This window comes from Pseudomonas sp. RIT-PI-r, from assembly GCF_001297015.1.
Taxonomy (GTDB): Bacteria; Pseudomonadota; Gammaproteobacteria; order Pseudomonadales; family Pseudomonadaceae; genus Aquipseudomonas.
Window position 1 is genome coordinate 1 of sequence record NZ_LIGE01000014.1, and the last position, 23,593, is coordinate 23,593.

General features: G+C 61.1%; 19 protein-coding genes. 14 read left to right on the plus strand and 5 right to left on the minus strand.

Going from position 1 to position 23,593, the window contains the following annotated elements; genetic code table 11:
• The 11 genes from AK821_RS03910 to AK821_RS03960 form a co-directional block, all read left to right on the plus strand.
• Positions 1-529 (plus strand): energy transducer TonB (locus AK821_RS03910; protein ID WP_152974140.1); only part of this gene is annotated, 529 nt, incomplete at its 5' end.
• A 66-nt stretch (positions 530-595) separates the two neighbouring features.
• Positions 596-1,282, plus strand: a complete 687-nt coding sequence (locus tag AK821_RS03915; protein WP_401164783.1) for a MotA/TolQ/ExbB proton channel family protein — start codon at positions 596-598, stop codon at positions 1,280-1,282.
• Positions 1,282-1,683 (plus strand): ExbD/TolR family protein, encoded by a 402-nt coding sequence (locus tag AK821_RS03920; RefSeq protein ID WP_007918272.1) that lies wholly within the window; start codon positions 1,282-1,284, stop codon positions 1,681-1,683. The genes AK821_RS03915 and AK821_RS03920 overlap by 1 nt, the downstream gene beginning before the upstream one ends.
• Before the next feature lie 208 nt (positions 1,684-1,891).
• Positions 1,892-4,603, plus strand: coding sequence for a TonB-dependent receptor (locus tag AK821_RS03925; RefSeq protein ID WP_064388240.1), 2,712 nt, complete (start codon positions 1,892-1,894; stop codon positions 4,601-4,603).
• Positions 4,604-4,753: 150 nt separating this feature from the next.
• Positions 4,754-6,619 (plus strand): extracellular solute-binding protein, encoded by a 1,866-nt coding sequence (locus AK821_RS03930; protein ID WP_064388243.1) that lies wholly within the window; start codon positions 4,754-4,756, stop codon positions 6,617-6,619.
• Between the two features lies 1 nt (position 6,620).
• The gene (locus AK821_RS03935; protein ID WP_064388245.1) at positions 6,621-7,685 is read left to right on the plus strand and encodes a microcin C ABC transporter permease YejB; all 1,065 of its coding nucleotides are present in this window, start codon (positions 6,621-6,623) and stop codon (positions 7,683-7,685) included.
• The gene (locus AK821_RS03940; RefSeq protein ID WP_064388247.1) at positions 7,685-8,707 is read left to right on the plus strand and encodes an ABC transporter permease; all 1,023 of its coding nucleotides are present in this window, start codon (positions 7,685-7,687) and stop codon (positions 8,705-8,707) included. The genes AK821_RS03935 and AK821_RS03940 overlap by 1 nt, the downstream gene beginning before the upstream one ends.
• Positions 8,708-8,721: 14 nt before the next feature.
• Positions 8,722-10,356, plus strand: coding sequence for an ABC transporter ATP-binding protein (locus AK821_RS03945; protein ID WP_064388250.1), 1,635 nt, complete (start codon positions 8,722-8,724; stop codon positions 10,354-10,356).
• Positions 10,357-10,526: 170 nt separating this feature from the next.
• Positions 10,527-11,048: a DUF3455 domain-containing protein gene (locus AK821_RS03950; protein WP_064388252.1), complete on the plus strand. Its 522-nt coding sequence runs from the start codon at positions 10,527-10,529 to the stop codon at positions 11,046-11,048.
• Positions 11,049-11,214: 166 nt separating this feature from the next.
• The gene (locus tag AK821_RS03955; protein WP_064388253.1) at positions 11,215-11,748 is read left to right on the plus strand and encodes a sigma-70 family RNA polymerase sigma factor; all 534 of its coding nucleotides are present in this window, start codon (positions 11,215-11,217) and stop codon (positions 11,746-11,748) included.
• Positions 11,745-12,437 (plus strand): anti-sigma factor, encoded by a 693-nt coding sequence (locus AK821_RS03960; protein WP_064388255.1) that lies wholly within the window; start codon positions 11,745-11,747, stop codon positions 12,435-12,437. The genes AK821_RS03955 and AK821_RS03960 overlap by 4 nt, the downstream gene beginning before the upstream one ends.
• Before the next feature lie 7 nt (positions 12,438-12,444).
• Here AK821_RS03960 and AK821_RS03965 read toward each other — a convergent pair whose 3' ends face one another.
• On the minus strand, positions 12,445-13,536 hold the full coding sequence (locus tag AK821_RS03965; RefSeq protein WP_064388257.1) for a DUF1615 domain-containing protein: 1,092 nt from the start codon (positions 13,534-13,536) through the stop codon (positions 12,445-12,447).
• Positions 13,537-13,809: 273 nt separating this feature from the next.
• Between AK821_RS03965 and AK821_RS03970 the strand changes: the two genes are divergently transcribed.
• Both AK821_RS03970 and AK821_RS03975 read left to right on the plus strand, forming a co-directional pair.
• Positions 13,810-16,014, plus strand: coding sequence for a TonB-dependent receptor (locus AK821_RS03970; protein ID WP_064388259.1), 2,205 nt, complete (start codon positions 13,810-13,812; stop codon positions 16,012-16,014).
• A gap of 549 nt (positions 16,015-16,563) precedes the next feature.
• Positions 16,564-18,099: an FAD-dependent monooxygenase gene (locus AK821_RS03975; protein ID WP_064388261.1), complete on the plus strand. Its 1,536-nt coding sequence runs from the start codon at positions 16,564-16,566 to the stop codon at positions 18,097-18,099.
• 128 nt (positions 18,100-18,227) lie between these two features.
• Here AK821_RS03975 and hemB read toward each other — a convergent pair whose 3' ends face one another.
• Together hemB and AK821_RS03985 are read right to left on the minus strand one after the other, a co-directional pair.
• A complete protein-coding gene (hemB, locus tag AK821_RS03980; protein ID WP_064388265.1) occupies positions 18,228-19,202 on the minus strand; it encodes a porphobilinogen synthase in 975 nt (324 codons plus the stop codon).
• Between the two features lie 253 nt (positions 19,203-19,455).
• Positions 19,456-20,154: a glutathione binding-like protein gene (locus AK821_RS03985; RefSeq protein WP_064388268.1), complete on the minus strand. Its 699-nt coding sequence runs from the start codon at positions 20,152-20,154 to the stop codon at positions 19,456-19,458.
• A 344-nt stretch (positions 20,155-20,498) separates the two neighbouring features.
• Between AK821_RS03985 and AK821_RS03990 the strand changes: the two genes are divergently transcribed.
• A complete protein-coding gene (locus AK821_RS03990) occupies positions 20,499-21,173 on the plus strand; it encodes a hypothetical protein (RefSeq protein WP_064388270.1) in 675 nt (224 codons plus the stop codon).
• A gap of 60 nt (positions 21,174-21,233) precedes the next feature.
• Here the strand turns inward: AK821_RS03990 and mnmH are convergent, their stop codons facing one another.
• Together mnmH and selD are read right to left on the minus strand one after the other, a co-directional pair.
• Positions 21,234-22,340 (minus strand): tRNA 2-selenouridine(34) synthase MnmH, encoded by a 1,107-nt coding sequence (mnmH, locus tag AK821_RS03995; protein WP_064388271.1) that lies wholly within the window; start codon positions 22,338-22,340, stop codon positions 21,234-21,236.
• Positions 22,340-23,374, minus strand: a complete 1,035-nt coding sequence (gene selD / locus AK821_RS04000; RefSeq protein WP_064388273.1) for a selenide, water dikinase SelD — start codon at positions 23,372-23,374, stop codon at positions 22,340-22,342. Before selD ends, mnmH begins: the two co-directional genes overlap by 1 nt.
• Positions 23,375-23,593 lie beyond the last annotated feature (219 nt).

Sequence of the window (23,593 nt, forward strand, 5' to 3'; positions counted from 1 at the left end):
ACCCCCACCCCCGCCCCCCCAACCGGAGCAACCGGTGGAAGACGAAGACGCGGTCAAGCCACCACCGAAACCGGTGGAGAAACCCAAGCCGATCGAAAAACCGAAACCAGTCGAAAAGCCGAAACCGCTGAAAAAGGTCGAGCCGCCGAAAGCCCCACCCGCGCCGGCGCAACCGGCTGCACCCGCTGCACCGGCCACTCCGAGCGCGCCGCCAGCGCCTGCAGCCGCGCCGGGCCCGGTCAAGGAATCGGCCGCCGTTTCCGGCCTCGCCAGCCTCGGCAACCCGCCGCCGGAATACCCGTCGCTGGCCCTGCGGCGCAACTGGGAAGGCAGCGTGGTGTTGCGCATTCAGGTGCTGGCCAACGGTCGCGCAGGTTCGGTGACGGTGACCAAATCCAGCGGCAAGCCGCAACTGGATGACGCCGCCGTCGCCGCCGTGAAGAACTGGAAGTTTATTCCGGCCAAACGCGGTGACACGCCGATCGACGGCTTCGCCACGCAGACCATCGATTTCAAATTGCCGCAATAACGAACGCTCAATCAACGCACAACCGAATAACGCAAGCGAGGTATCACCATGAACGATTTGTCTTCGATGATTGTCCCCGGCGTGCTCTGGGGTCTGGTGCTGTTTTCCGTGGTCAGCTGGGCGATCCTGCTGGTCAAGTCGGCGCAGTACCTGCGCCAGAAAGCGCAGAACAAACAGTTCAGCAAAGCCTTCTGGGGCGCGCCGGATCTGCTCACCGCCGCCGAACACGCCAGCCAGTATCCGGGCGCACTGGCGCGCATCGCCAGCAGTGGTTTCGAGGCGCTGCTGGTGGAAGATTCGCCGCGCACCACGCAACAACTGGCGCACACCATCAACCGTTCGGATCGCCTGGAGCGCAACCTGCGCCAGCAGATCCAGAAGGAACGCCGTTCGCTGGAAAACGGTCAGGCGATCCTCGCCAGTATCGGCAGCACCGCACCGTTCATTGGTCTGTTCGGCACCGTGTGGGGAATCATGGAAGCGCTGAAAAGCATCGGCGAAACCGGTTCTGCCAGCCTTGAAGCGGTCGCCGGGCCGATCGGTCACGCACTGATCGCCACTGGCGTCGGTATCGCTGTCGCGGTGCCGGCGGTGCTGATTTACAACTTTTTCCTGCGTCGTTTGAAACTTGCTTCGGCCGACATGGATGACTTCGCCCACGACTTCGACGCCCTCGCCTCGCGCAGTGCGTTTTCCATCAGCCGTCAGGCCATCGCCAGCAAAACCACCACCGCCGTGCGGGAGGCCAGCTGATGTCTTTTTCTACTCAGGACAGTGATGAAGTGCTCAGCGAAATGAACGTCACGCCATTGGTCGACGTGATGCTCGTGCTGCTGGTGGTGTTCATCGTCACCGCGCCGCTGATGACCAACGCGATCAAAGTCAACCTGCCGAAAACCGACGCCGTCGCCCCCGCCGAGAAAAAAGACCCGGTGGTGGTCAGCGTCGATCAGGACGGCAAGTTCTATCTGGCGAAAACCGAACTGGCCCCGGAATCCCTCGAAGCCAGCCTCAAGGAGGTCAAGGCCAAGGACGCCGAAGTGCGCGTGCAGTTGCAGGCCGATTCCGCCGTCAATTACGGCCAGGTGGCGAAAGCCATGGCGTCGATCGAACGCTCGGGCATCACCAAGATTTCGGTGATGACCACCCACTGAGTGCGGTGCCGGGCGCGCAGTGAAAGACGCGCCCGCCACCGCCCGCTGAATCCTGTCGCAACCAGCCGACCGAAAAAACGCCACGCGTCTTCGGAGGGGATCGGCTTGCTTGAAGAAAGTGGTTTTCCGCACGCGGTATCACCGAAAGCGGAGCAATGAGGGGCTCACAAGGCCAATTCGATAACGTCTGATAAAGTCGGAAACAACCATGCTGATGAACACTCCACGCTTCACGCTCAAACCCTTGGTGGCAACGATTTCTCGTCACCGTTTTGTTCCGTTGTATCTGGTGGCCATGGGGATGGGCGCCGGGACCGTGCAAGCCGCCGAAGAAGACAGCGCGGCCGTGCCCGCTGCGGCGGCAGTGGTTGCGCCGACCACACAACTGCAACGGGTCGAAGTGACGGGTTCGGCGATTCGCCGGGTCGACGCGGAAACAGCGGTGCCGATCACCATTCTCAAGGCTGACGAGCTGCGCAAACAGGGCGTGACCACCACCGCCGAACTGGTCCAGCGCATCACCGGCAGCCAGTCGATCAACAACAGTGCCGGCTCGGTCGGCGCGGCGACGGGCGGCGCCTCGTTCGCCGACATGCGCGGCATCGGCGCGAACAAGACGCTGGTCTTGCTCAACGGTCGACGCTTGGCCAACAACGCCTTGTCGGGCACCAACTCGGCCGGCGGTGCGGTGGATCTGAACATGATCCCGTTTGCCGCCATCGAACGGGTGGAAGTCCTGCGCGACGGCGCCTCGGCCTTGTACGGCACCGACGCCATCGGCGGCGTGATCAACTTCATCACCAAGAAATCCATGACCGACGGCCAACTGACCCTCGGCGGCGAAACCCCGACCCACAGCGGTGGCGGTGCAACCAAAGACATGAGCGCCAGTTGGGGCTACGGCGATCTGCAAGAAGACCGCTTCAACGTCCTCGGCGTGTTCAACTACAACAAGCAGCAAAACCTCGACGCCAACGACCGCTCCTTCGCCCGTGACTACGATCCCGGTCGCGGCCTCGATCAGACCTCCGGCACTGCATTCCCCGGCAACTACAGCCAGAACGGCAACGCCACCAACCCGCTGGCCAACAGCAATTGCAACGGGCCGAACCTGGTCGCGCGCGACGGCTTGTGCCGCTTCAGCACCCGCGAATACATCGACCTGATTCCGCAAACCGAGAAGACTTCGTTCTTCGGCAAGACCACCGGCAAACTCGCCGACGACCACAACGTCAATCTCGAATACTTCTGGTCGCGCAACAACAACGCCACCGCTGTCGGCCCGGCGCCGTTGACCGGTCTGACTCTCGACGGCTCGTCGCCCTACTACCCTGGCAACGGCATCACTCCAGCGCCGACCGATTTCACCCTCGACCCGACCCAACCGGTCGATGTGAACTGGCGCGAAACCGCCGCCGGCCCGCGCGAATCGAAAGACCAAAACACCAGCCAGCGCTTTCTGCTGAGTTTCGATGGTCTGGTTGGCGGCTGGGACTACAACGTCGGCGCTTCGTACAACCAGAACAAAATCGTCTCCAGCGTTACCAGCGGTTATGTCAGCGATCAAGCGATGATCAATGGTCTGGCCAGCGGTTTGCTCAACCCGTTCGGTCCGCAGTCCGCTGCCGGTCAGCAGTATATCGACAACGCGGCGTACCACGGTGCCTACACCACCGCCGTCGGCCGGGTCGCCGGTTTTGACGGGCGCATCAGCCGTGAAATTGGCGACTGGTTCGGTGCAGGCCCGTCCGGCCTGGCCTTGGGCGGTGAATACCGCAAAGAGAAATTCCACCAGGATTTCGAGTCGTTCGCCGGTGACATCCAGAGCCTCGGTATCGACCCGGCCGGCAGCGTCGAGGGCGACCGCAGCGTGAAAGCCGCCTACGCGGAAATCAACGTACCGGTACTCGACAGCCTCGAACTGTCCGCCGCCGTGCGCCACGACAAATACAGCGACTTCGGCAGCACCACCAACCCGAAATACTCGTTCCGTTATCAGCCATTGAAAGAGCTGGTGGTGCGTGGTGCGTACAGCGAAGGTTTCCGTGCGCCGTCGCTGTATGAGTTGTATTCGCCGCGCAGCATCACCTTCACCCAGGGCTACTACAACGACCCGGTGCTGTGTACCGGCGGCGTGGTGCAACCGGGCGGCAACGGTGGCCGCGATTGCGGTCAGCAGTTCCTCAATCAGATTGGCGGCAACGAAGATCTGGCCCCGGAGAAGGCACGAAACGTAACGCTGGGCTTCGTCTATCAGCCGATCAACAACCTCTCGGTGGGTCTGGATTTCTGGTGGATTCACATCTCCAACCAGATCCAGCCGTTCCCGGAATCCACCGTGTTTGATCAGTCCGGTTCCTACCCGGACCGCTTCGTGCGCAACGCCGACGGCACGCTCAACTACATCGTCACCGGCAACGCCAACCTCGGCATCGTCGAAACCAACGGTGTCGACGTATCGCTCGACTATCGCTTCCCGAACACACCGTACGGTCAGTTCGGTCTGGGGCTGCAAGGCACTTACGTCGACGAATACGACTTCCAGAGCACCATCAAAGGCCCGTTCACCGACAAGGTCGGCGACTTCCAGGGTGACGGCGTGATCGCGCGCTGGAAACACAACCTCACCGGCAGCTGGACCTTCGGCGCGGCGCGGGCGGCGCTGACCACCCGCTTCACCACCGGCTACAACGACTACGACCGCGATACCCACGCGCGCGTGGCGTCGTATTCGGTGTGGGACCTGTCGGCCGGCTACACCTTCAACAAGGTGCTGGATGTCGATGCCGGGATGAAAAACATGTTCGACCGCAACCCACCGTTCTCCAACCAGGCCTACAACTTCCAGAGCGGCTATGACCCGCGTTACACCGACCCGCTGGGCCGTACTTTGTTTGCGCGCATGACGTACCACTTCTAAAGAACGAGCACCGCAAAACCCTGTGGGAGCTGGCTTGCCAGCGATGGCGGTGTGTCAGTGAAGTAGATATCGACTGACACGACGCTATCGCTGGCAAGCCAGCTCCCACAAGGGTTCCGTGACCATTCAGGGATTTTTGGGAGTGATTTCATGAGTTTTTTGCGCAACATGGCGGGCCTGCTTCTGGGCAGTGCGCTGCTGTGCACCGGCACCTCGGCGTTGGCCGGCGGCAGTTATGCGCTGACGGTGTACGGCGAGGCGCCGAAGTATCCGGCGAACTTTCAGCACTTTGATTTCGTTGATCCCAAAGCGCCCAAGGGCGGTTCGCTGAGTCGCGCGTCGATGGAAATCGGCCAGTACAACTACATCAGCCCGTATGCCGATCAGGGCATCTCCGTGGTGCAGGTCAATGACTGGGTGTACTCGCCGCTGGCGTTCCGCTCGCTTGACGAGCCGTACACCGTTTACGCGCTGGTCGCGCAGCAGATCGAGCGCGACCCGCAAGGCTTGTGGGTGCGTTTCACCCTCAATCCGAAAGCACGCTTCGCCGACGGCACGCCGATCACCGCCGAAGACGTGCGCTACACCTTCAACCTGCTGATGACCAAGGGCAGTCTGAGTTATCGCCAGCAATACGCCGACGTCCAGGACGTGCAAATCGAAGGCCCACGGCAGGTGCGTTTCACCTTCAAGAACAACCTCAACCGCACCCTGGCGCTGGATCTGGCGACGATGCGCATCGTCCCCGAGCACTGGTGGCAAACCCGCGACTTCGCCAATGGCGGCGGTTTCGAGCCACCGCTGGGCAGCGGCCCGTACCGGGTGAGCAAGGTCGACGCCGGGCGCAGCATCAGTTTTCAACGCGATCCGGAATGGTGGGGCAAGGACCTGCCGGTGAGCCGCGGGATGTACAACTTCGACACGCTCACGGTGAATTTCTACGGTGACACCGACGTCGCCCGTCAACTGCTGCAGGCCGGTGCGTTCGACTACAACCGCGAGTTTTCTTCGTCCGGTTACGTGGTCGGCTACGACAGCCCGGCACTGCGTGATGGACGTTTGCAGCAATCGATTCTGGCGCCGGAAAAACCCACCACCGCCCAAGGTTTCGTCTTCAACCTGCAGAACCCGATCTTTCAGGATCGCCGCGTGCGCCAGGCGATCAGCCTCTTGTGGGATTTCGAGTGGACCAACAAGCAGATGATGCGCGGCTTCTACGTGCGTCAGAACAGCTTCTGGCCAAAGAGCGAAATGGCCGCCACCGCGCTGCCTGATGCCGAGGAATTGAAGATCCTCGAACCGCTGCGTGGGCAGATCCCCGACGAAGTTTTCACCAAGGTGTATGAGGCGCCGAAAACCGATGGCAGCGGCTACATCCGCGACAAGCAACTGCAAGCGCTGAAGCTGCTCGCCGAGGCTGGCTGGACGCCGCACCACAATCGTCTGGTCAACGCTGCCGGTGAGCCGCTGGAGTTCACTTTTCTCGACGGCCAAGGCGGCTTCGACCGCATGCTGTTGCCGTTCAAACGCACCCTCGCGCAGATCGGCATCATCCTCAACCTGCGGCGGATCGACTCGGCGCAATACATCAACCGCCTCAACGCCCGTGACTACGACATGATCGTCGCCACTTTCCCGCGCAGCGGCGACCCGATCGTCTCCCCCGGCCGCGAGCTGTACAGCCTGTATGCCTCGCAAAGTGCCACGCAAGTCGGCAGTTCCAATTCGATGGCGCTGGCCAATCCGGCGGTCGATCAATTGATCGACGGGCTGGTTCAGGCCAACACCCGCGAAGCCATGGTGCATTACGCCCGCGCCCTCGACCGGGTGCTGCAATGGGGTTACTACATGATTCCCAACTATTACTCCAAAGGCACGCCGACGGTGTACCAGAACCGCTTCGGCATACCCCCCGTGCAACCGGCGTACGACGAAGGCCTCAGCACTTGGTGGGAGGTATCGGCCAAGGCGCTGACCAGCCAGCAGATGCACAGCCAGCTTGCGGGGGGCCAGTGACATGTTGCGTTATCTGAGTCGACGCTTGCTGCTGATCATCCCCACGCTGCTGTGCATTCTGGTGGTGAATTTTCTCATCGTGCAGGCCGCGCCGGGTGGTCCGGTCGAGCAAGCTATCGCCCGTCTGCAAGGCTTCAGCGGACACAGCATGGGCGGCGGTGGCGAGGTCGCCGCAATTGGCGGTGCCGGGCGCAGCAGCCGGGGTCTCGACCCGGCGCTGATCGAGGAAATCAAACACCACTACGGCTTCGACAAACCGCTGCATGAACGCCTGTGGCTGATGCTGAAAAACTATGCGCAGCTGGATCTGGGCAGCAGTTTCTTTCGCGGCGCCAAGGTCACCGACCTGATCGTGCAGAAGTTGCCGGTGTCGCTGTCGCTGGGCTTGTGGGCGACGCTGATCACTTACCTGATTTCCATTCCGCTGGGCATTCGCAAAGCGATCAAGAACGGCAGCGCGTTTGATGTCTGGAGCAGCACGGCGATCATCATCGGTTACGCGATGCCAGCGTTCCTCTTCGCGATTCTGTTGATCGTGGTGTTTGCCGGCGGCAGCTACGTCAACTGGTTTCCGGTGCAGGGGCTGGTCTCGGACAACTTCGACAGCCTCAGCACCTTGGGCAAGGTCGGCGACTATCTCTGGCATTTGGTGTTGCCAGTGACGGCGCTGGTGATCGGCGGCTTCGCCACGCTGACGATCCTGACGAAAAACAGCTTCCTCAACGAGATCAGCCGCCAGTACGTGATCACCGCGCGGGCCAAGGGCCTGACCGAGCGCCGCGTGCTCTACGGCCATGTGTTTCGCAACGCCATGTTGTTGGTGGTGGCGGGTGTGCCGTCGGCACTGATCGAGGTGTTTTTCGCCGGCTCCTTACTGATCGAAACCATCTTCAACCTCGACGGCCTCGGGCGCATGAGTTACGAGGCGGCAGTGTCGCGCGACTATCCGGTGGTGTTCGGCGCGCTGTTCCTGTTCACCCTGTTCGGGCTGTTGATCAAGCTTATCGGCGACCTCTGCTACACCCTGCTCGACCCGCGCATCGACTTCTCGGCGAGGACTGCCTGATGTTCACTCTGTCTCCTCTCGGTCAGCGCCGCGTTGCGCAATTCAAAGCCAATCGGCGCGGGCGCTGGTCGTTGTGGCTGTTTTTCGGTCTGTGCCTGATTTGCCTTGGCGGCGAGTTGATCGCCAACGACAAGCCGCTGGTGGTCCGTTATCACGACGCTTTCTACTTCCCGATCCTCAGTGATTACCTGGAAACCGACTTCGGTGGTGAGCTGCCGTTTCAACCGGATTACGCCAGCGGCTACGTGCACAAGCTGATCGAGGATCAGGGCGGCTGGATGCTGTTTCCGCCGATTCCGTTCAGCTACGACACGGTCAATTACGACCTCAGCGAACCAGCGCCGAGCCCACCGTCCTCAAGCAATTGGCTGGGCACCGATGATCAGGCGCGCGACGTGTTGGCGCGGGTGATTTTCGGCACGCGGATTTCGATTCTGTTTGCGCTGATCCTTACCGGCATCAGTGCGTTTATCGGCATCGTTGCCGGGGCATTGCAGGGTTATTACGGCGGTTGGGTCGACTTGCTCGGGCAGCGCGTGCTGGAGATCTGGTCGGGGTTGCCGGTGCTGTACCTGCTGATCATTTTGTCCGGGTTTGTCTCGCCGAGTTTCTGGTGGCTGTTGGGGATCATGGCGCTGTTTTCCTGGCTGGCACTGGTCGATGTGGTGCGTGCCGAGTTCCTGCGTGGGCGCAATCTGGAATACGTCAAAGCCGCGCGGGCACTGGGCCTGACCGACAACGAGCTGATGTGCCGGCACATCCTGCCCAATGCGATGACTTCCACCCTCACCTACCTGCCGTTCATTCTGACCGGCGCCATCGCCACCCTGACTGCGCTGGATTTTCTCGGTTTCGGCATGCCGGCGGGCACCGCGTCGCTGGGCGAATTGATCGGTCAGGCCAAGCGCAATCTGCAAGCGCCGTGGCTGGGGCTGACGGCTTTTTTTGCCTTGGCGCTGATTCTGTCGTTGTTGGTTTTCATCGGTGAAGCCTGCCGTGATGCATTCGATCCACGATCTTGAGCCAAGGAGCTGAGATGAACGACAACCTGATTGAAATTCGCGATCTGCGCGTGGCCTTCGCCGGGCAGGAAGTGGTGCACGGTTTGAACCTCGATATTGGTCGTGGCGAATGCCTGGCGCTGGTCGGTGAGTCCGGCTCGGGCAAGTCGGTCACGGCGCATTCGATACTGCGTTTGCTGCCGGGCAAAAGCATCAGCAGCAGTGGCTCGATCCGCTACAACGGCGTGGATCTATTGCACGCCAGCGAGCAGCAGATGCGCGGTTTGCGTGGCAACCGCATTGCGATGATTTTTCAGGAGCCGATGACTTCGCTGAACCCTTTGCACACGGTGGAAAAGCAGGTCAGTGAAGTGCTGGAGATTCACAAGGGTCTCAAGGGCCGCGCCGCCCGCGAGCGGACGTTGGAGCTGCTGGAGCTGGTCGGCATTCGCCAACCTTTGCAGCGCTTGAAAGCCTATCCGCATCAGCTCTCCGGCGGTCAACGGCAGCGGGTGATGATCGCCATGGCGCTGGCCAACGAGCCGGAACTGTTGATCGCCGACGAGCCGACCACGGCGCTGGATGTGACGGTGCAGCAGAAGATTCTCGAGTTGCTGATCGAGTTGCAGCAGCGCCTCGGCATGTCGCTATTGTTGATCAGCCACGACCTCAACCTGGTGCGGCGTATCGCGCAACGGGTGTGCGTGATGCGCCACGGCGAAATCGTCGAACAGGCGGAATGCGAAGCGCTGTTTCGGGCGCCGCAGCATCCTTACAGCCGCCTGCTGATCGAGGCCGAACCGAGCGGTGCGCCAGTGCCCAGTGAGTACGAGCACAACCTGCTCGAAGTCGATGATTTGAAGGTGTGGTTTCCCTTACCGAAAGCGCTGTTCAGCCGCCAGCAGGATTACATCAAAGCCGTGGACGGCGTCAGTTTCACCCTGCAACGCGGCAAGACCTTGGGGATTGTCGGTGAGTCCGGCTCGGGCAAGTCGACGTTGGGCCAGGCGATCCTGCGGCTGGTCGAGTCCGAGGGCAATATCCGTTTCGGCAACAAGCAGTTGAGCCTGCTCAATCAGCGCTTGATGCGGCCGTTGCGCCGGCAGATTCAGGTGGTGTTCCAGGACCCGTTCGGCAGCCTCAGCCCACGGATGTCGGTGCAGCAGATCATTGCCGAAGGCTTGCTGACCCATGGCATCGGCACCGAGGCCGAACGGGAGGCGGCGGTGATTCGCGTGCTGGAGGAAGTCGGCCTCGACCCGCAGAGCCGCCATCGTTATCCCCACGAGTTTTCCGGTGGCCAGCGCCAGCGCATTTCCATCGCTCGCGCACTGGTGCTGGAACCGGCGCTGATTTTGCTCGATGAACCGACCTCGGCGCTGGATCGCACGGTGCAGAAACAGGTGGTGGAGTTGTTGCGGCAATTGCAGATCAAGCATGGGCTGACGTATCTGTTCATCAGCCATGATCTGGCGGTGGTGCATGCGTTGGCGCATGACTTGATGGTGATCAAGGATGGCAAGGTGGTGGAGCAGGGTTCGTCGCGGGAGATTTTTGCCGCGCCCAAACACCCCTACACCCAGGAACTCCTGAACGCCTCCGGCCTAAAGCCCAACGCCCCCCCCTGTAGGAGTGAGCCTGCTCGCGATAGCGGTATCCCGGTGACATAAGTTTTGACTGACCCACCGCCATCGCGAGCAGGCTCACTCCTACAAGGGATTGGGGTGGGTCATTGAAATTTATTTTTCAGGCACTGCATCCAAACGCCTCCACCACGGGTAGTCCTTGTAACAGCCCTCTTCGGCTGTCAGCGGTTTACCCTTTTTGGAGAAACATACTGATGAACATCACCCAGCTGATTGGCTTCACCGGTTTGCTCGCCCTGTCGTCGACAACCTTCGCCCAAAGCAACTATCCCGACGCGATCAAAGTCCCGGATGGCCACAAGATCGCGATGGAAACCACCGGCGTCGGCGAGATCACTTACGAATGCCGCGACAAAGCCAATACGCCGGGGCAGACCGAGTGGACCTTCGTCGGCCCGAAAGCGGTGCTCAATGACCGCAGCGGCAAACAGGTCGGCACCTACTTCGGCCCGCCGGCCACCTGGCAGGCCAAGGACGGTTCGAAAGTCACCGGTACGCAACTGGCGGTGGCACCGTCGACGCCGGGCAACCTGCCCTATCAACTGGTCAAGGCCAATCCCGCCGAGGGCAAAGGCGCGATGACGGGCGTCAGCTACATCCAGCGCGTCGCGCTCAAGGGCGGCGTCGCGCCGGGCAGTGAATGCACCGCCGCGAACAAGGGCAAGCAGGAAGTGGTGAAGTACCAGGCCGATTACATTTTCTGGGCAGCGAACTGATCCCTAAGACTTATCCTAACCCCCTGTAGGAGTGAGCCTGCTCGCGATAGCGGAGTGTCAGCCGGCATATTTCTTGACTGACACACCGCTATCGCGAGCAGGCTCACTCCTACAACGGGAATTGGGTAGTGTGGATGTTTGGGGAATGTGAGCTAGATTGCAGGACATGTCCTTACCCGAATCCGATTTCGATTACGAAGCCCGCCTCGCCGCCTGTGCCCGTGGCGAGCGCTCGGCCCTGCGCGATTTGTATGTGCAGGAAGGCCCGCGTCTGCTCGGCGTGGCCAAGCGGCTGGTGCGCGATACGGCACTGGCGGAGGACATTGTTCATGAGGCGTTTATCAAGATCTGGAACGGCGCGGCGGGTTTCGATCCGGCGCGGGGTTCGGCGCGCGGCTGGATGTTCACGGTGACGCGGCATCTGGCGCTGAATCTGCTGCGTGATCAGAGTCGTGAGACGTCGCTCGGCGATGAACACGAAACGGCCGGCGACACTGACGAGCTCGACGCCCACGCGCATTCGGCGCGCATTCATCGTTGCCTCGAACAACTGGAGCCGCAACGCCGCCACTGCATCCTCCACGCCTACGTCGACGGCTACAGCCACGCGCAGATTGCCGCACGCCTCGACACGCCGCTGGGCACCGTCAAAGCGTGGATCAAACGCAGCCTCAACGCCTTGCGGGAGTGCATGGGATGACCACTGAATCGGCGCAGGAACGCGATGAACTGGCCGGCGAATACGTGCTCGGCACACTGCCTGCCGAGCAGCGAATCGAGGTGCAACGGCGCTTACCCAATGATCCAGAACTGCGCGCAGCGGTGGATGCCTGGGAGCGGCGTCTGCTCGAGCTGAGCGATCTGGCGCCCGCGCAACAGCCATCGGCGCTGCTGTGGCCACGCATCGAACGCAGCGTCGAACGACTCACACCTGAAACGGTGTCGACCTCATGGTGGAACCTGCTGCCACTCTGGCGCGGGCTGAGTGCTGCCGGGTTGGCCGCGACCTTGATACTGGGCTCGATCCTGCTGACCCAGACCACGCCGAAGCCGAGTTATCTGGTGGTGCTGGTCGCGCCGCAGGACAAGGCGCCGGGCTGGGTGATCCAGGCCAGCAATTCGCGGGAGATTCAGTTGATTCCGCTGGGCGTGGTCGAGGTGCCGGCAGACAAGGCGCTGGAGTTCTGGACCAAGGCTGACGGCTGGCAAGGCCCGGTGTCGCTGGGTCTGGTCAAGCCTGGGCAGGCGCTGTCGGTGCCGTTGGATAAACTGCCGCCGCTGCAACCGAACCAGTTGTTCGAACTGACGCTAGAGGGTGCCAACGGCTCGCCGAGCGGCAAACCGACCGGGCCGATTCAGGCGATCGGCCGCGCGGTCAAAGTGCTGTGAGCAAGCGTCAACCGGCCTTGGCCATGCAGCGTTTGTAGCGCTCGTCCACACGCTTGGCGAACCATGCGGTGGTGAGCTTGCGAGTGATCTTCGGGCTCTGCAAAACGATCCCCGGCAACACCGCACGCGGCAGGGTTTTGCCCTCGGCTTTCTCCGCCAATTCAAACACTCGTTGATAGAGCTTGGTCTCCTCGAATTCCAGGGTTTTGCCCTTCTCCAGTTGATCGCGAATCGTCGGGTTGCGCATGCCCAGCGACTTGCCGAGGGTACGCACTGCCAGTTCGGTGCCGCCGGGCATGATCGAGTCGTAGCGGATCAGGTCGCCATCAAGCGCTAGCGGGATGCCCGAGGCGCGGCTGACGGCATTCTGGAACGCCGCATTGCGGCTGGCGTACCAACCGGCGTTGAAGTCGGCGAAGCGATACAGCGGCTCGCGATAACTCACCGGATAGCCAAGCAAGTGCGCGATACCGAAATACATGCCACCACGCCGACTGAACACTTCGCGGCGGATCGTGCCGTCCACCGGGTACGGATAATCCTTGGCGTGCTGTTCGGCAAACTCGATGCTGACCTGCATCGGCCCGCCTGTGTGCACCGGGTTGAAGCCGCCGAACAAGGTGCGACCCATCGGCACCCTGCCGATAAAATCATCGAAGATCGCGCTCAACTCTTTCTCGCTGCGCGCGGCATTCAGGCGTTCGCTGTAGGTCTTGCCGGTGGTGGAGCGCACTTGCAAGGCACCACTGACCAACAGGCTGGGGATGTGCACTTTGGCGGCGCGACGGTCGATTTCGTCGCGGGCGATTTTGCCCAGGCCGGGCACGGTGGGGTCGGCCTGGAAGGTGGATTCCTGTTCGGCGACAGCCAGTACCGAGCAGAGGTTTTGCGTGGTCGGGCTGATGTCCTGCGCGGCAAATGCGGCGTAGATATCGGTGGCCCAGCCTTGGCGGTCGGCGGTTTTCGCCGGCATCAACCGGATGATTTCTGCCTTCACTTCGGCAGGCGGACGCGGTACCGGTTCATTGCTGCGCTGGCCCGCGCAACCGGCGAGCACCAGCAGTGCGGCGATGGTGATCGGTAATTGAAAGTTGTGCATGAAGCTTTATCCAGTCCGTTAAGCCCAAACCACCATACACAATCCGTGTAGGAGCTGCCGCAGGCGGCGATCTTTTGATTTTAGAAAGCAAGATCAAAAGATCGCAGCCTGCGGCAGCTCCTACAGGTGATGTGTGTTTTGAGAGAGTGATGACAAACTGATTGCAAAACGTTACTGAGAAAATCTATCATTTGCAACTGGAGTCGCATTTGCGCAAGGAGTTCCGCGCCGCCCTTACTTTTTCCAACCGGCCGCGCGCCTCCAGGTCCCCAAATGCCCGCTTCAGCTCGACTCGCCGTCCCGTTTCGCCCGACGCTTATCGCCCTGCTGTGCTCCCTGACTGTCACCGCCCACGCCGCCGACGGCGATACCAAGGCGCTGGTGCTGGACGACGTCAACGTCAATGCCCAGGCCCCGACGCCTAACGCCCTGCCCCCGGTTTACTCGGGTGGCCAGGTCGCCCGTGGCGGCCAGCTCGGCGTGCTGGGTAATCAGGACATGATGGACGTGCCGTTCAGCGCCGCGTCCTACACCGAACAACTGATCCAGGACCAGCAGGCCGAAGACGTCGCCGACGTGCTGCTCAACGATTCGTCGGTGCGTCAGGCGTCCGGTTTCTCCAACCAGGCGCAGATCTTCATGATCCGTGGTCTGCCGCTGACCGGCGATGACATTTCCTATAACGGCCTCTACGGCGTGCTGCCACGGCAGATCATTTCCACCGACGCCCTGGAGCGCGTGGAAGTGTTCAAAGGCCCGAACGCCTTCATCAACGGCGTGACCCCGACCGGCTCGGGCATCGGTGGCGGCGTCAACCTGCAGCCAAAACGCGCTGGCGACGAGCCGCTGCGCCGCTTCACCACCGACATCAACAGCGAAGGCCGCGTCGGTCAGCACTTCGACATCGGCCAGCGTTTCGGCGAAGACAACCGTTTCGGTGCGCGGGTCAACCTGTCCCAGCGCGAAGGCGATACCGCCATCGATCACGAGAACCAGCGCTCGAAACTGTTCTCCATCGGCCTCGATTATCGCGGTGACGCTCTGCGTGTTTCCGGCGACTTCGCCTATCAGAAAGAACGCGTCAACGGTGGCCGCAACTCGGTCAACCTCGGCACCGCCACGCACATTCCGGATGCGCCATCGGCTGATACCAACTATGCGCCGAAGTGGGGCTACACCGACATCGAAGACACCTTCGGCATGCTCCGCGCCGAGTACGATTTGAACGACAACTGGACTGCCTACGCCGCTGGCGGCGCCAAGCACACCCGTGAAGTCGGTCGCTACAACTCGACCACACTGGTCGGCAACAACGGCGCGTCGTTCACCACTGGCTCGTTCATTCCTCACGATGAGGACAACACCAGCGTCATGGCGGGCCTCAATGGCAAGTTCAATACCGGCCCGGTCAGCCACAAGCTGAACTTCGGCCTGACCGGCATCTGGGCTGAGCAGCGCAGTGCCTACGATTTTGACCTGACCAAATACGCCAACAACATCTACCACCCGGTGGAGACACCATCGCCGGTCGGCAACTTCGCCGGTGGCGACAACAGCGATCCGGGCATCGTCGGCAAGACCTTCAACCGCAGCGTGGCGATTTCCGACACCCTCGGTTTCTTCGATGATCGCCTGCTGATCACCGCCGGTCTGCGTCGCCAGCAACTGGTCGTGCAAGGTTACAGCTACGCCAGCTACGGCAGCGGCCCGCGTTCTTCGAGCTATGACGAATCGATCACCACGCCGGTCTACGGCATCGTGTTCAAACCGTGGGAACACGTGTCGTTCTACGCCAACCACATCGAGGGTCTGGCGAAAGGCCCAACCTCGCCGACCAGTTCCGGCGGTTTCCGCGTGACCAACGGCAACGAGGTTTACGCACCGGCCCGCTCCAAGCAAACCGAGGCCGGGGTGAAAGTCGACATGGGCACTTACGGCGCGAGCCTGGGTGTCTATCGCATCGAACAGCCGAGCGATGGTTACTGCGAAATCGACAGCGCCACCACCTGCACCTACGTGCGTGAAGGCGAGCAGGTCAACAAAGGCGTGGAAATGAACGTCTTCGGCGAGCCGATCCAGGGCCTGCGCCTGATCAGCGGCCTGACGTTGATGGACACCGAACTGAAGAATACCCTCAACGGCGCCAACGACGGCAACCACGCCATCGGCGTGCCGACCTTCCAGTTCAACGCCGGCGCCGATTGGGATGTACCGGGCCTGCAAGGCGTAGCGCTGAATGCGCGGATGCTGCGCACCGGTGGCCAATACGCCGATGCGGCGAACAACCTGAGCCTGCCGACCTGGAACCGTTTCGATGCGGGTGCGCGTTATGCGTTCAAGGTCTCGGAGAAGGACGTGACCGTGCGTCTGGGCGTGGAAAACCTGGCGAACAAGAAGTATTGGGAATCGGCTCAGGGCGGTTATCTGACTCAGGGTGAGCCGCGGGTTGCGAAGTTGTCCGGGACTATTGATTTCTAAGGCTGAAAAGCCCCTCACCCTAACCCTCTCCCAAAGGGAGAGGGGACTGACCGAGGTGTTCTTGCAAGTTACACCGACTTGAAATATCGAGTCGAACTCAGGTTTTGAAAAGCACACAAATCGGCTCCCTTTCCCCCTCACCTTTCAAAGGAGAGGGGACTGATTGCGGTGTTCTTTCGAGTTACGCCGACGTGTACCATCGAGTCGAACTCAGGTTTTGAAAAGCACACAAATCGGCTCCCTTTCCCCCTCGCCTTTCAAAGGAGAGGGGACTGATTGCGGTGTTCTTTCGAGTTACGCCGACGTGTGCCATCGAGTCGTACTCAGCTTTTGAAAGGCACCCAAATCGGCTCCCTTTCCCCCTCGCCCCCCTGGGGGAGAGAGCTGGGGTGAGGGGGTAAATTTCACTGTCACCAAAATCTCCTGCTGAACACCCGAAAAAAGGCCCCACAGCCTCACCGCTGTGGGGCCTTTTTCCGTCTGGCCGATCCACTGGCCACCCTCGCCTTCTGATCCATACTTGCTGCACAGCAAACGGAGGACAGGCCCATGCACCGCAGCGACGTATTGATCATCGGCGCCGGCCCGACCGGACTGGTGTTGGCCCTGTGGCTGAGCAAACTCGGCGTGCGCGCGCGCATCATCGATAAAACCGCCGCGCCCGGCACCACCTCACGGGCGCTGGCAGTGCAGGCGCGCACCCTTGAGTTGTATCGGCAACTCGATCTGGCCGACACCGTGGTACGCAACGGCCATCGGGTCGCAGCGGCGAATTTCTGGGTCAATGGCAAACCGGTCGCGCAGTTGCCGCTCAACCGCATCGGCGAAGGCCTCACGCCTTACGCATTCGTCGAAATTTTCCCGCAGGATCAGCACGAACGGCTGCTGATCGAGCGCCTCGAAGACTATGGCGTGACGGTTGAACGCAACACCACGCTGGAAAGTTTCGAAGAAAGCGGCGACGGTCTCACCGCGCATTTGCGCCTGGCCGATGGCGAGCAGGAAATCTGTCAGGCCTGCTACCTCGCAGGGTGCGATGGCGCCCGCTCAGTGGTGCGCAAAACCCTCGACGCCGGGTTTCCCGGTGGCACCTATCAGCAGATTTTCTACGTCGCCGACGTCAAGGCCAGCGGCCCGGCGATGAACGGCGAGTTGCATCTGGATCTGGATGAAGCGGACTTTCTCGCCGTGTTTCCGCTGGCCGGCGACGGCCGCGCGCGGTTGATCGGCACAGTGCGTGACGAGCGCGCGGATCGCGCCGAAACTCTGGAATTTTCCGACGTCAGCAGCCGCGCCATCGAACACCTGAAAGTGCACATCGAAGACGTGCACTGGTTTTCGACCTACCGCGTGCATCATCGCGTGGCCGAGCACTTTCGCAGTGGTCGCACCTTTCTGCTCGGCGATGCCGCCCATGTGCACAGCCCGGCCGGCGGACAAGGGATGAACACGGGGATCGGCGATGCGATCAATCTGGCGTGGAAACTCGCCGCGGTACTCAGCGGCGGCGCAGAATCAAACCTGCTCGACAGCTATGAAACCGAGCGCATTGCCTTCGCCCGTCGACTGGTTTCGACCACCGATAAAGTCTTCAGCTTCGTCACCGCCGAGGGACGCATGGCTGATCTGCTGCGCATGCGCGTGGCGCCATTTCTGATCCCGAAAATGGCCTCGTTCGAAGCCAGCCGCGAATTTCTCTTTCGCACGGTCTCGCAAGTTACCCTCAACTATCGCGGCATGCCGCTCAGCCAGGGCACAGCCGGCCACGTGCACGGCGGCGACCGCTTGACGTGGGCGCATGATGGTGAGGGGGATAACTACGAACCGCTGCGCCAGCCGTGCTGGCAGGTGCATGTGTACGGCGACACCAGCGACGAAATGATCGCCTGGTGCCACGAACATCATTTGCCGCTGCACGTGTTCGATTGGCGCCCGGCGTTTGAAACGGCGGGGTTGGGGCGTAACGGTTTCTACCTGCTGCGCCCGGATACCTATGTGGCGATTGCGGATAACAGTGCAGATCCGAAGGTGATCGAACGTTACCTACGCGATCACGGGATCCGCCCGTTCTTTGCCTGCCTCTGACCCAAGGAAACCACAAGAACCTGTGGGAGCTGGCTTGCCAGCGATAGCGGTGGATCAGTCAAGATTGATTTTGACTGTGCTGACGCTATCGCTGGCAAGCCAGCTCTCACAGGGTTGTGCGTTGGTCTTTAGATCCCGGCCAAGGCCAGATCCATCGCAAAGTAAGTGAAGATCAAATCAGCACCCGCACGCTTGATCGCGCCGAGGCTTTCGCGCACCACACGATCTTCATCAATCGCACCAGCCTGTGCGCCGAACTTGATCATCGCGTACTCGCCGCTGACCTGGTACGCCGACAGCGGCAGGTTCGAGGCCTCGCGAATGTCGCGGATGATGTCGAGGTAGGCGCCGGCCGGTTTGACCATCAGCGCATCGGCACCTTCCTGTTCGTCAAGCAGTGACTCGCGCAGGGCTTCGCGGCGGTTCATCGGGTTCATCTGATAGCTTTTGCGGTCGCCTTTCAGCGCGCTGCCACCGGCCTCGCGGAACGGGCCATAGAGCGCCGAAGCGAACTTGGTCGAATACGCCATGATCGGAATCTGCGTGAACCCGGCGGCGTCGAGCGCCTGGCGAATCGCCCGCACCTGACCGTCCATCGCTGCCGAGGGCGCAATCACATCAGCGCCAGCGCTGGCTGCTGCCACCGCTTGTTTGCCGAGGTTGATCAGGGTCTGGTCGTTGTCGACTTCATGGTTATGCATCACGCCGCAGTGGCCGTGATCGGTGTATTCGCAGAAGCAGGTGTCAGACATCACGATCATTTCCGGCACGGCGTCCTTAGCGATGCGCGACATGCGCGAAACCAGACCGTCTTCGCGCCAGGTGTCGCTGCCGTTGCCATCCAGATGATGCGACACGCCGAAGGTCATCACCGACTTGATGCCAGCACGGGCATAGCGCTCGATTTCGCTGGCCAGTTTGCGCTCGGGAATGCGCATCACACCGGGCATGCTCTTGATCGGCACGAAATCGTCGATTTCTTCTTCGACGAAGATCGGCAGGACCAGATCGTTCAGGCTGAATTCGGTTTCCTGGAACAGGCTGCGCAGGCTCGCATTGCGGCGCAGACGGCGGGGACGTGCTTCGGGGAACTGGCTGGACATGGGGCTTTCCTGAAATCGGCAGATGAGACGAAAGTCGTAGGGGGCGAAGCTTATGCCTTGCGGGGGTTGGGGTACAAACCTGGATCAATCAAGAGAGCGTTACTGGGGGTGTAACAATCTTTCAGAACACTGTAAATCCCTGTGGGAGCTGGCTTGCCAGCGATGGCGGTGGTTCAGTCAACATAGATGTCGACTGTGCCGGCGTCATCGCTGGCAAGCCAGCTCCCACAGGGTTATGTGTGTAGTCCGAAAATTACGAGGGAATGGTCAAGCCGCGAATGACCGCTGGGCGGGCCAGGAAGCGCTCCAGCACACGGGTGACATTCGGGAAGTTCTGGATGCCGACCAGATCACCCGCCTCATAAAAGCCGATCAAGTTACGCACCCACGGGAACGTGGCGATGTCGGCGATGGTGTAGCGCTCGCCCATGATCCAGTCGCGTCCTTCCAGGCGACCGTCGAGGACTTTGAGCAGGCGTTTGCTTTCGTCGACATAACGATCACGCGGGCGCTTGTCTTCGTAATCCTTGCCGGCGAATTTGTTGAAGAACCCCAATTGGCCAAACATCGGGCCGATACCGCCCATCTGGAACATCAGCCACTGAATGGTTTCGTAGCGCAACGCGCCTTCCTGAGCGAGCAATTGGCCGCTTTTGTCGGCCAGATAAATCAGGATCGCGCCGGACTCGAACAACGGCAGTGGCTGGCCTTGCGGGCCGTGAGGGTCGAGGATCGCCGGGATCTTGTTGTTCGGGCTCAGCGACAGGAACTCGGGGGAATGCTGATCGTTGGCGTCGAAAGCGACCTTGTGCGGCTCATACGGCAGGCCAATCTCTTCGAGCATGATCGAGACTTTGACGCCGTTGGGGGTCGGCAACGAGTAGAGCTGAATCCAGTCAGGGAACTGCGCCGGCCATTTTTGGGTGATCGGGAACGCGGACAGATCGGGCATGGGAAGCATCCAGTCACAAATTGAACCCCGATCATAATGTAGGCGCTGCCGCAGGCTGCGATCTTTTGATTTTGAGCCTTTGAACAAGCGTAAAAGATCGCAGCCTGCGGCGGCTCCTACACGAACCGTAACATCCTGTCGTTAACCTGCAACCAAGCCGTTGGAACGAGCCGTTAAAGTGCTGCGCATTCGCCCGGATCGAACCAAATGGGCCTCAGGGGACTCTGAGCTATGCCTTTCTCGCAGAGGAAGCCGTTCACGACAGGGAAATCACCCGGTGCTGGGAGCCCGCGGTGCAAAGGTTTGTCAGCCTTAACCGAATTTGCTGAAGAATCCTTTATTACATGACGAACCTTTTGAGATTCGCCAAACGCTTCAAACATCGCGCCTATGTGGTCTTGCCCTCGCTGCTGGCGGTCAGTGCATTGTTCCTGTCGCTGGAGTCCAGCGAAAGTCGCGCGCAACCGGTCGACGGCACCCAGACCCTGGTGTTCCTGCGCCACGCGGAAAAGCCGGAGGGCGGTCTCGGCCAGCTCAACTGCCAGGGCTTGAACCGCGCGATCGACCTGTCGACGCTGCTGCCGGCAAAATTCGGCAAGGCCGATTACGTATTCGCCGCGAACCCGACGCGCAACGTCGAGGAAGGCGAACTGGACAACTCCTACAGCTACATTCGTCCGCTGATGACCATCAGCCCGGCGGCGATCAAGCTCGGCCTGCCCGTGAACATCGAGTTCTCCGCCAATGACACCAGCGACCTGGCCCGCGAACTGCTCGACGACAAGTATCACAACTCGACGATTTATACCGCGTGGTCGCACGGCTATCTGCCGGAATTGATCAACAAGGTCGCGGGCAAAGCGGTCGGCGGCAAACAGAACATTACCGATGACTGGTCAGGCGATGATTTCGACTCGCTGTATGTGCTGACCCTGACCTGGCACAACGGCAAGGCCAGTCTGCAGAGCCACAGCTACAAGCAGGGGCTGGATCATGGCAAGGAAACCTGTCCGACCTGAGTCATTCGTTGCCTTACAGGCCCCATCGCTGGCAAGCCAGCGATGAGGCCGGCAAAAACACTATGAATCTTTCTGGTTCACCCGCTCGCGCAAATACTCAAGCACCGCCCCACGCTCCCCGGCGAACTCGATCCGCCCGCCCTTCTTCTCGCGCTGAAACACATACATCGGGTCGTAATACTCGCGCAGCAAGCCCTCGATCCAGCCACGATGCAGATCCACTGCGCCGCTGCGCGCCTGCTCAATCAATGCCTCTTCCATCAACAGCAACATGCGCTGATGCCGCTCGCCGCCGAGGCGTTTCTGCACGTTATTCAGGCTCTCGAGCAGGCGCTCCGAGAACAGCGTAAAGCCCTCCTCCCCGTGCACCGTGGCAAATTCCGCCGACAGATCGACCACGTAATCACGCAGGATCCGCTCGACGCGATCGTCAAAACTGTCCTCCAGCCACACCATCGGGTATTGCTGCATGCCCTGGTACAGCGGCAGCGGCAAGGCACAGCTGCCGACCACCCGGCTTTCGTCCTCGAGCACAAACTGCTCGATCCCGGCATCGCGCTTTTTGAGGATGTCGATGGCCAGACGGTTTTCAAAATCGATGTTCGACGGCTGCCCGGTGGCGCGCTTGCCGAAACTGGAACCGCGATGATTGGCGTGGCCTTCCAGATCCAGGCCATTGCGTAACTGCACCAGCACTTCGGTCTTGCCGGTGCCGGTCATGCCGCCCAGCAGGACGAAATCACACTGCGCGATGGCCTGTTCAGTGGTATCGATGAGGAAGTTGCGCATGGCCTTGTAACCACCACCGACGCGCGGATAGTCGATGCCCGCCTCGTCACGCAGCCATTGCTGGGTGATCTGCGACCGCAGACCGCCACGAAAACAATAGATAAAACCATCAGGATGGACCCGGGCGAAATCGGCCCAGGCCTGGATGCGTTCGGCTTTCACCGCGCCGGCCACCAATTGATGGCCCAACTCGATGGCCGCTTGCTGACCGTGTTGCTTGTAGCAGGTGCCGATCTTCTGCCGCTCGATGTCGTTCATCAGCGGCAAATTGATCACGCCGGGGAATGCGCCCTTGTGAAACTCGACCGGCGCGCGGGCATCCATCAGCGGCCGGTCGTTGAGGAAAATGTCTCGATAGTCAGTGCAGTCGCGGAGCATCAGATCACCTCGACTGCGTTCGTCTGTCGCTCAACCAGCTCACCGATTGACGCCAGATTCAGACCCAGCTCAGCGGCGACGGCAAGGAACTCGTCATTGCCTTCAGGGGTAACGGCGATCAGCAGACCACCGCTGGTTTGCGGGTCGCAGAGCACGCGTTTGTGCAGTTCCTGCACGCGGCCGACCTTGCTCGCATAGCTGTCGAAATTGCGCAACGTACCGCCCGGGACGCAGCCCTGATCGAGGTAGTACTCGACGCTGTCCAGACGCGGCACGCGGTCATAAGCGATGCGCGCCGTCAGCTTACTGCCGTCCGCCATTTCCACCAGATGCCCGAGCAGACCGAAACCGGTGACGTCGGTCATCGCCGTGATGCCGGCGAGTTTGCCGAAGCGACTGCCGGGTTTGTTCAGGGTGCACATCCAGTCGCGGGCCACGCCAACATCGGCGGCGCGCAATTTGCCCTTCTTCTCGGCCGTGGTGAGGATGCCGATGCCCAGCGGTTTGGTCAGGTACAACAGGCAACCGGCGGTCGCGGTGTCGTTGCGCTTCATGTGGCGTTTTTCCACCAGACCGGTGACGGCGAGGCCGAAAATCGGCTCCGGCGCGTCGATCGAATGCCCGCCCGCCAACGGAATGCCCGCCGCGTCGCAAACGGCGCGGCCGCCGCGAATCACTTCGCGCGCGACTTCCGGCGCCAGCACATTGACCGGCCAGCCGAGGATCGCGATGGCCATCAACGGATCGCCGCCCATCGCGTAGATGTCGCTGATCGCGTTGGTCGCAGCAATGCGGCCGAAGTCGAACGGGTCGTCGACGATCGGCATGAAGAAGTCCGTGGTCGAGACCACGCCGCGTTCGGCATCGATCTCGTAGACCGCCGCGTCATCACGCGAGGCGTTGCCGACCCACAGTTTCGGATCGAGGTTCTGCGCACCGCTGCCGGCCAGAATCACTTCCAGCACCTGCGGGGAAATCTTGCAGCCGCAACCGGCGCCGTGGCTGTATTGGGTCAGACGAATCGGCTCGCTCATGGGGGAGTCTCAGGCTGTTAATGGGGCCGATTCTAGCAGAGCACGCCGGGTCTATCCGATCGTTCCCACGCTCCGCGTGGGAATGCAGCCCGGGACGCTCCGCGTCCCTTCACGGAGCCGGAACGCGGAGCGTCCCTGGAGGCGTTCCCACGCAGAGCGTGGGAACGATCATCTGGCGACAAGGCAAAAAAAACCGCCCTCACGGGCGGCTAAAAGTGC

Bases quoted from the DNA above. Each gene is read 5' to 3' on its own strand.
- AK821_RS03960 (WP_064388255.1), top strand. From the start codon at position 11,745: ATGACCACTGAATCGGCGCAGGAACGCGATGAACTGGCCGGCGAATAC.
- selD (WP_064388273.1), bottom strand. From the start codon at position 23,374: ATGAGCGAGCCGATTCGTCTGACCCAATACAGCCACGGCGCCGGTTGC.
- AK821_RS03965 (WP_064388257.1), bottom strand. From the start codon at position 13,536: ATGCACAACTTTCAATTACCGATCACCATCGCCGCACTGCTGGTGCTC.
- AK821_RS03950 (WP_064388252.1), top strand. From the start codon at position 10,527: ATGAACATCACCCAGCTGATTGGCTTCACCGGTTTGCTCGCCCTGTCG.
- AK821_RS03915 (WP_401164783.1), top strand. From the start codon at position 596: ATGATTGTCCCCGGCGTGCTCTGGGGTCTGGTGCTGTTTTCCGTGGTC.
- mnmH (WP_064388271.1), bottom strand. From the start codon at position 22,340: ATGCTCCGCGACTGCACTGACTATCGAGACATTTTCCTCAACGACCGG.
- AK821_RS03930 (WP_064388243.1), top strand. From the start codon at position 4,754: ATGAGTTTTTTGCGCAACATGGCGGGCCTGCTTCTGGGCAGTGCGCTG.
- AK821_RS03985 (WP_064388268.1), bottom strand. From the start codon at position 20,154: ATGCCCGATCTGTCCGCGTTCCCGATCACCCAAAAATGGCCGGCGCAG.
- hemB (WP_064388265.1), bottom strand. From the start codon at position 19,202: ATGTCCAGCCAGTTCCCCGAAGCACGTCCCCGCCGTCTGCGCCGCAAT.
- AK821_RS03970 (WP_064388259.1), top strand. From the start codon at position 13,810: ATGCCCGCTTCAGCTCGACTCGCCGTCCCGTTTCGCCCGACGCTTATC.
- AK821_RS03940 (WP_064388247.1), top strand. From the start codon at position 7,685: ATGTTCACTCTGTCTCCTCTCGGTCAGCGCCGCGTTGCGCAATTCAAA.
- AK821_RS03990 (WP_064388270.1), top strand. From the start codon at position 20,499: ATGACGAACCTTTTGAGATTCGCCAAACGCTTCAAACATCGCGCCTAT.
- AK821_RS03945 (WP_064388250.1), top strand. From the start codon at position 8,722: ATGAACGACAACCTGATTGAAATTCGCGATCTGCGCGTGGCCTTCGCC.
- AK821_RS03935 (WP_064388245.1), top strand. From the start codon at position 6,621: ATGTTGCGTTATCTGAGTCGACGCTTGCTGCTGATCATCCCCACGCTG.
- AK821_RS03925 (WP_064388240.1), top strand. From the start codon at position 1,892: ATGCTGATGAACACTCCACGCTTCACGCTCAAACCCTTGGTGGCAACG.
- AK821_RS03955 (WP_064388253.1), top strand. From the start codon at position 11,215: ATGTCCTTACCCGAATCCGATTTCGATTACGAAGCCCGCCTCGCCGCC.
- AK821_RS03975 (WP_064388261.1), top strand. From the start codon at position 16,564: ATGCACCGCAGCGACGTATTGATCATCGGCGCCGGCCCGACCGGACTG.
- AK821_RS03920 (WP_007918272.1), top strand. From the start codon at position 1,282: ATGTCTTTTTCTACTCAGGACAGTGATGAAGTGCTCAGCGAAATGAAC.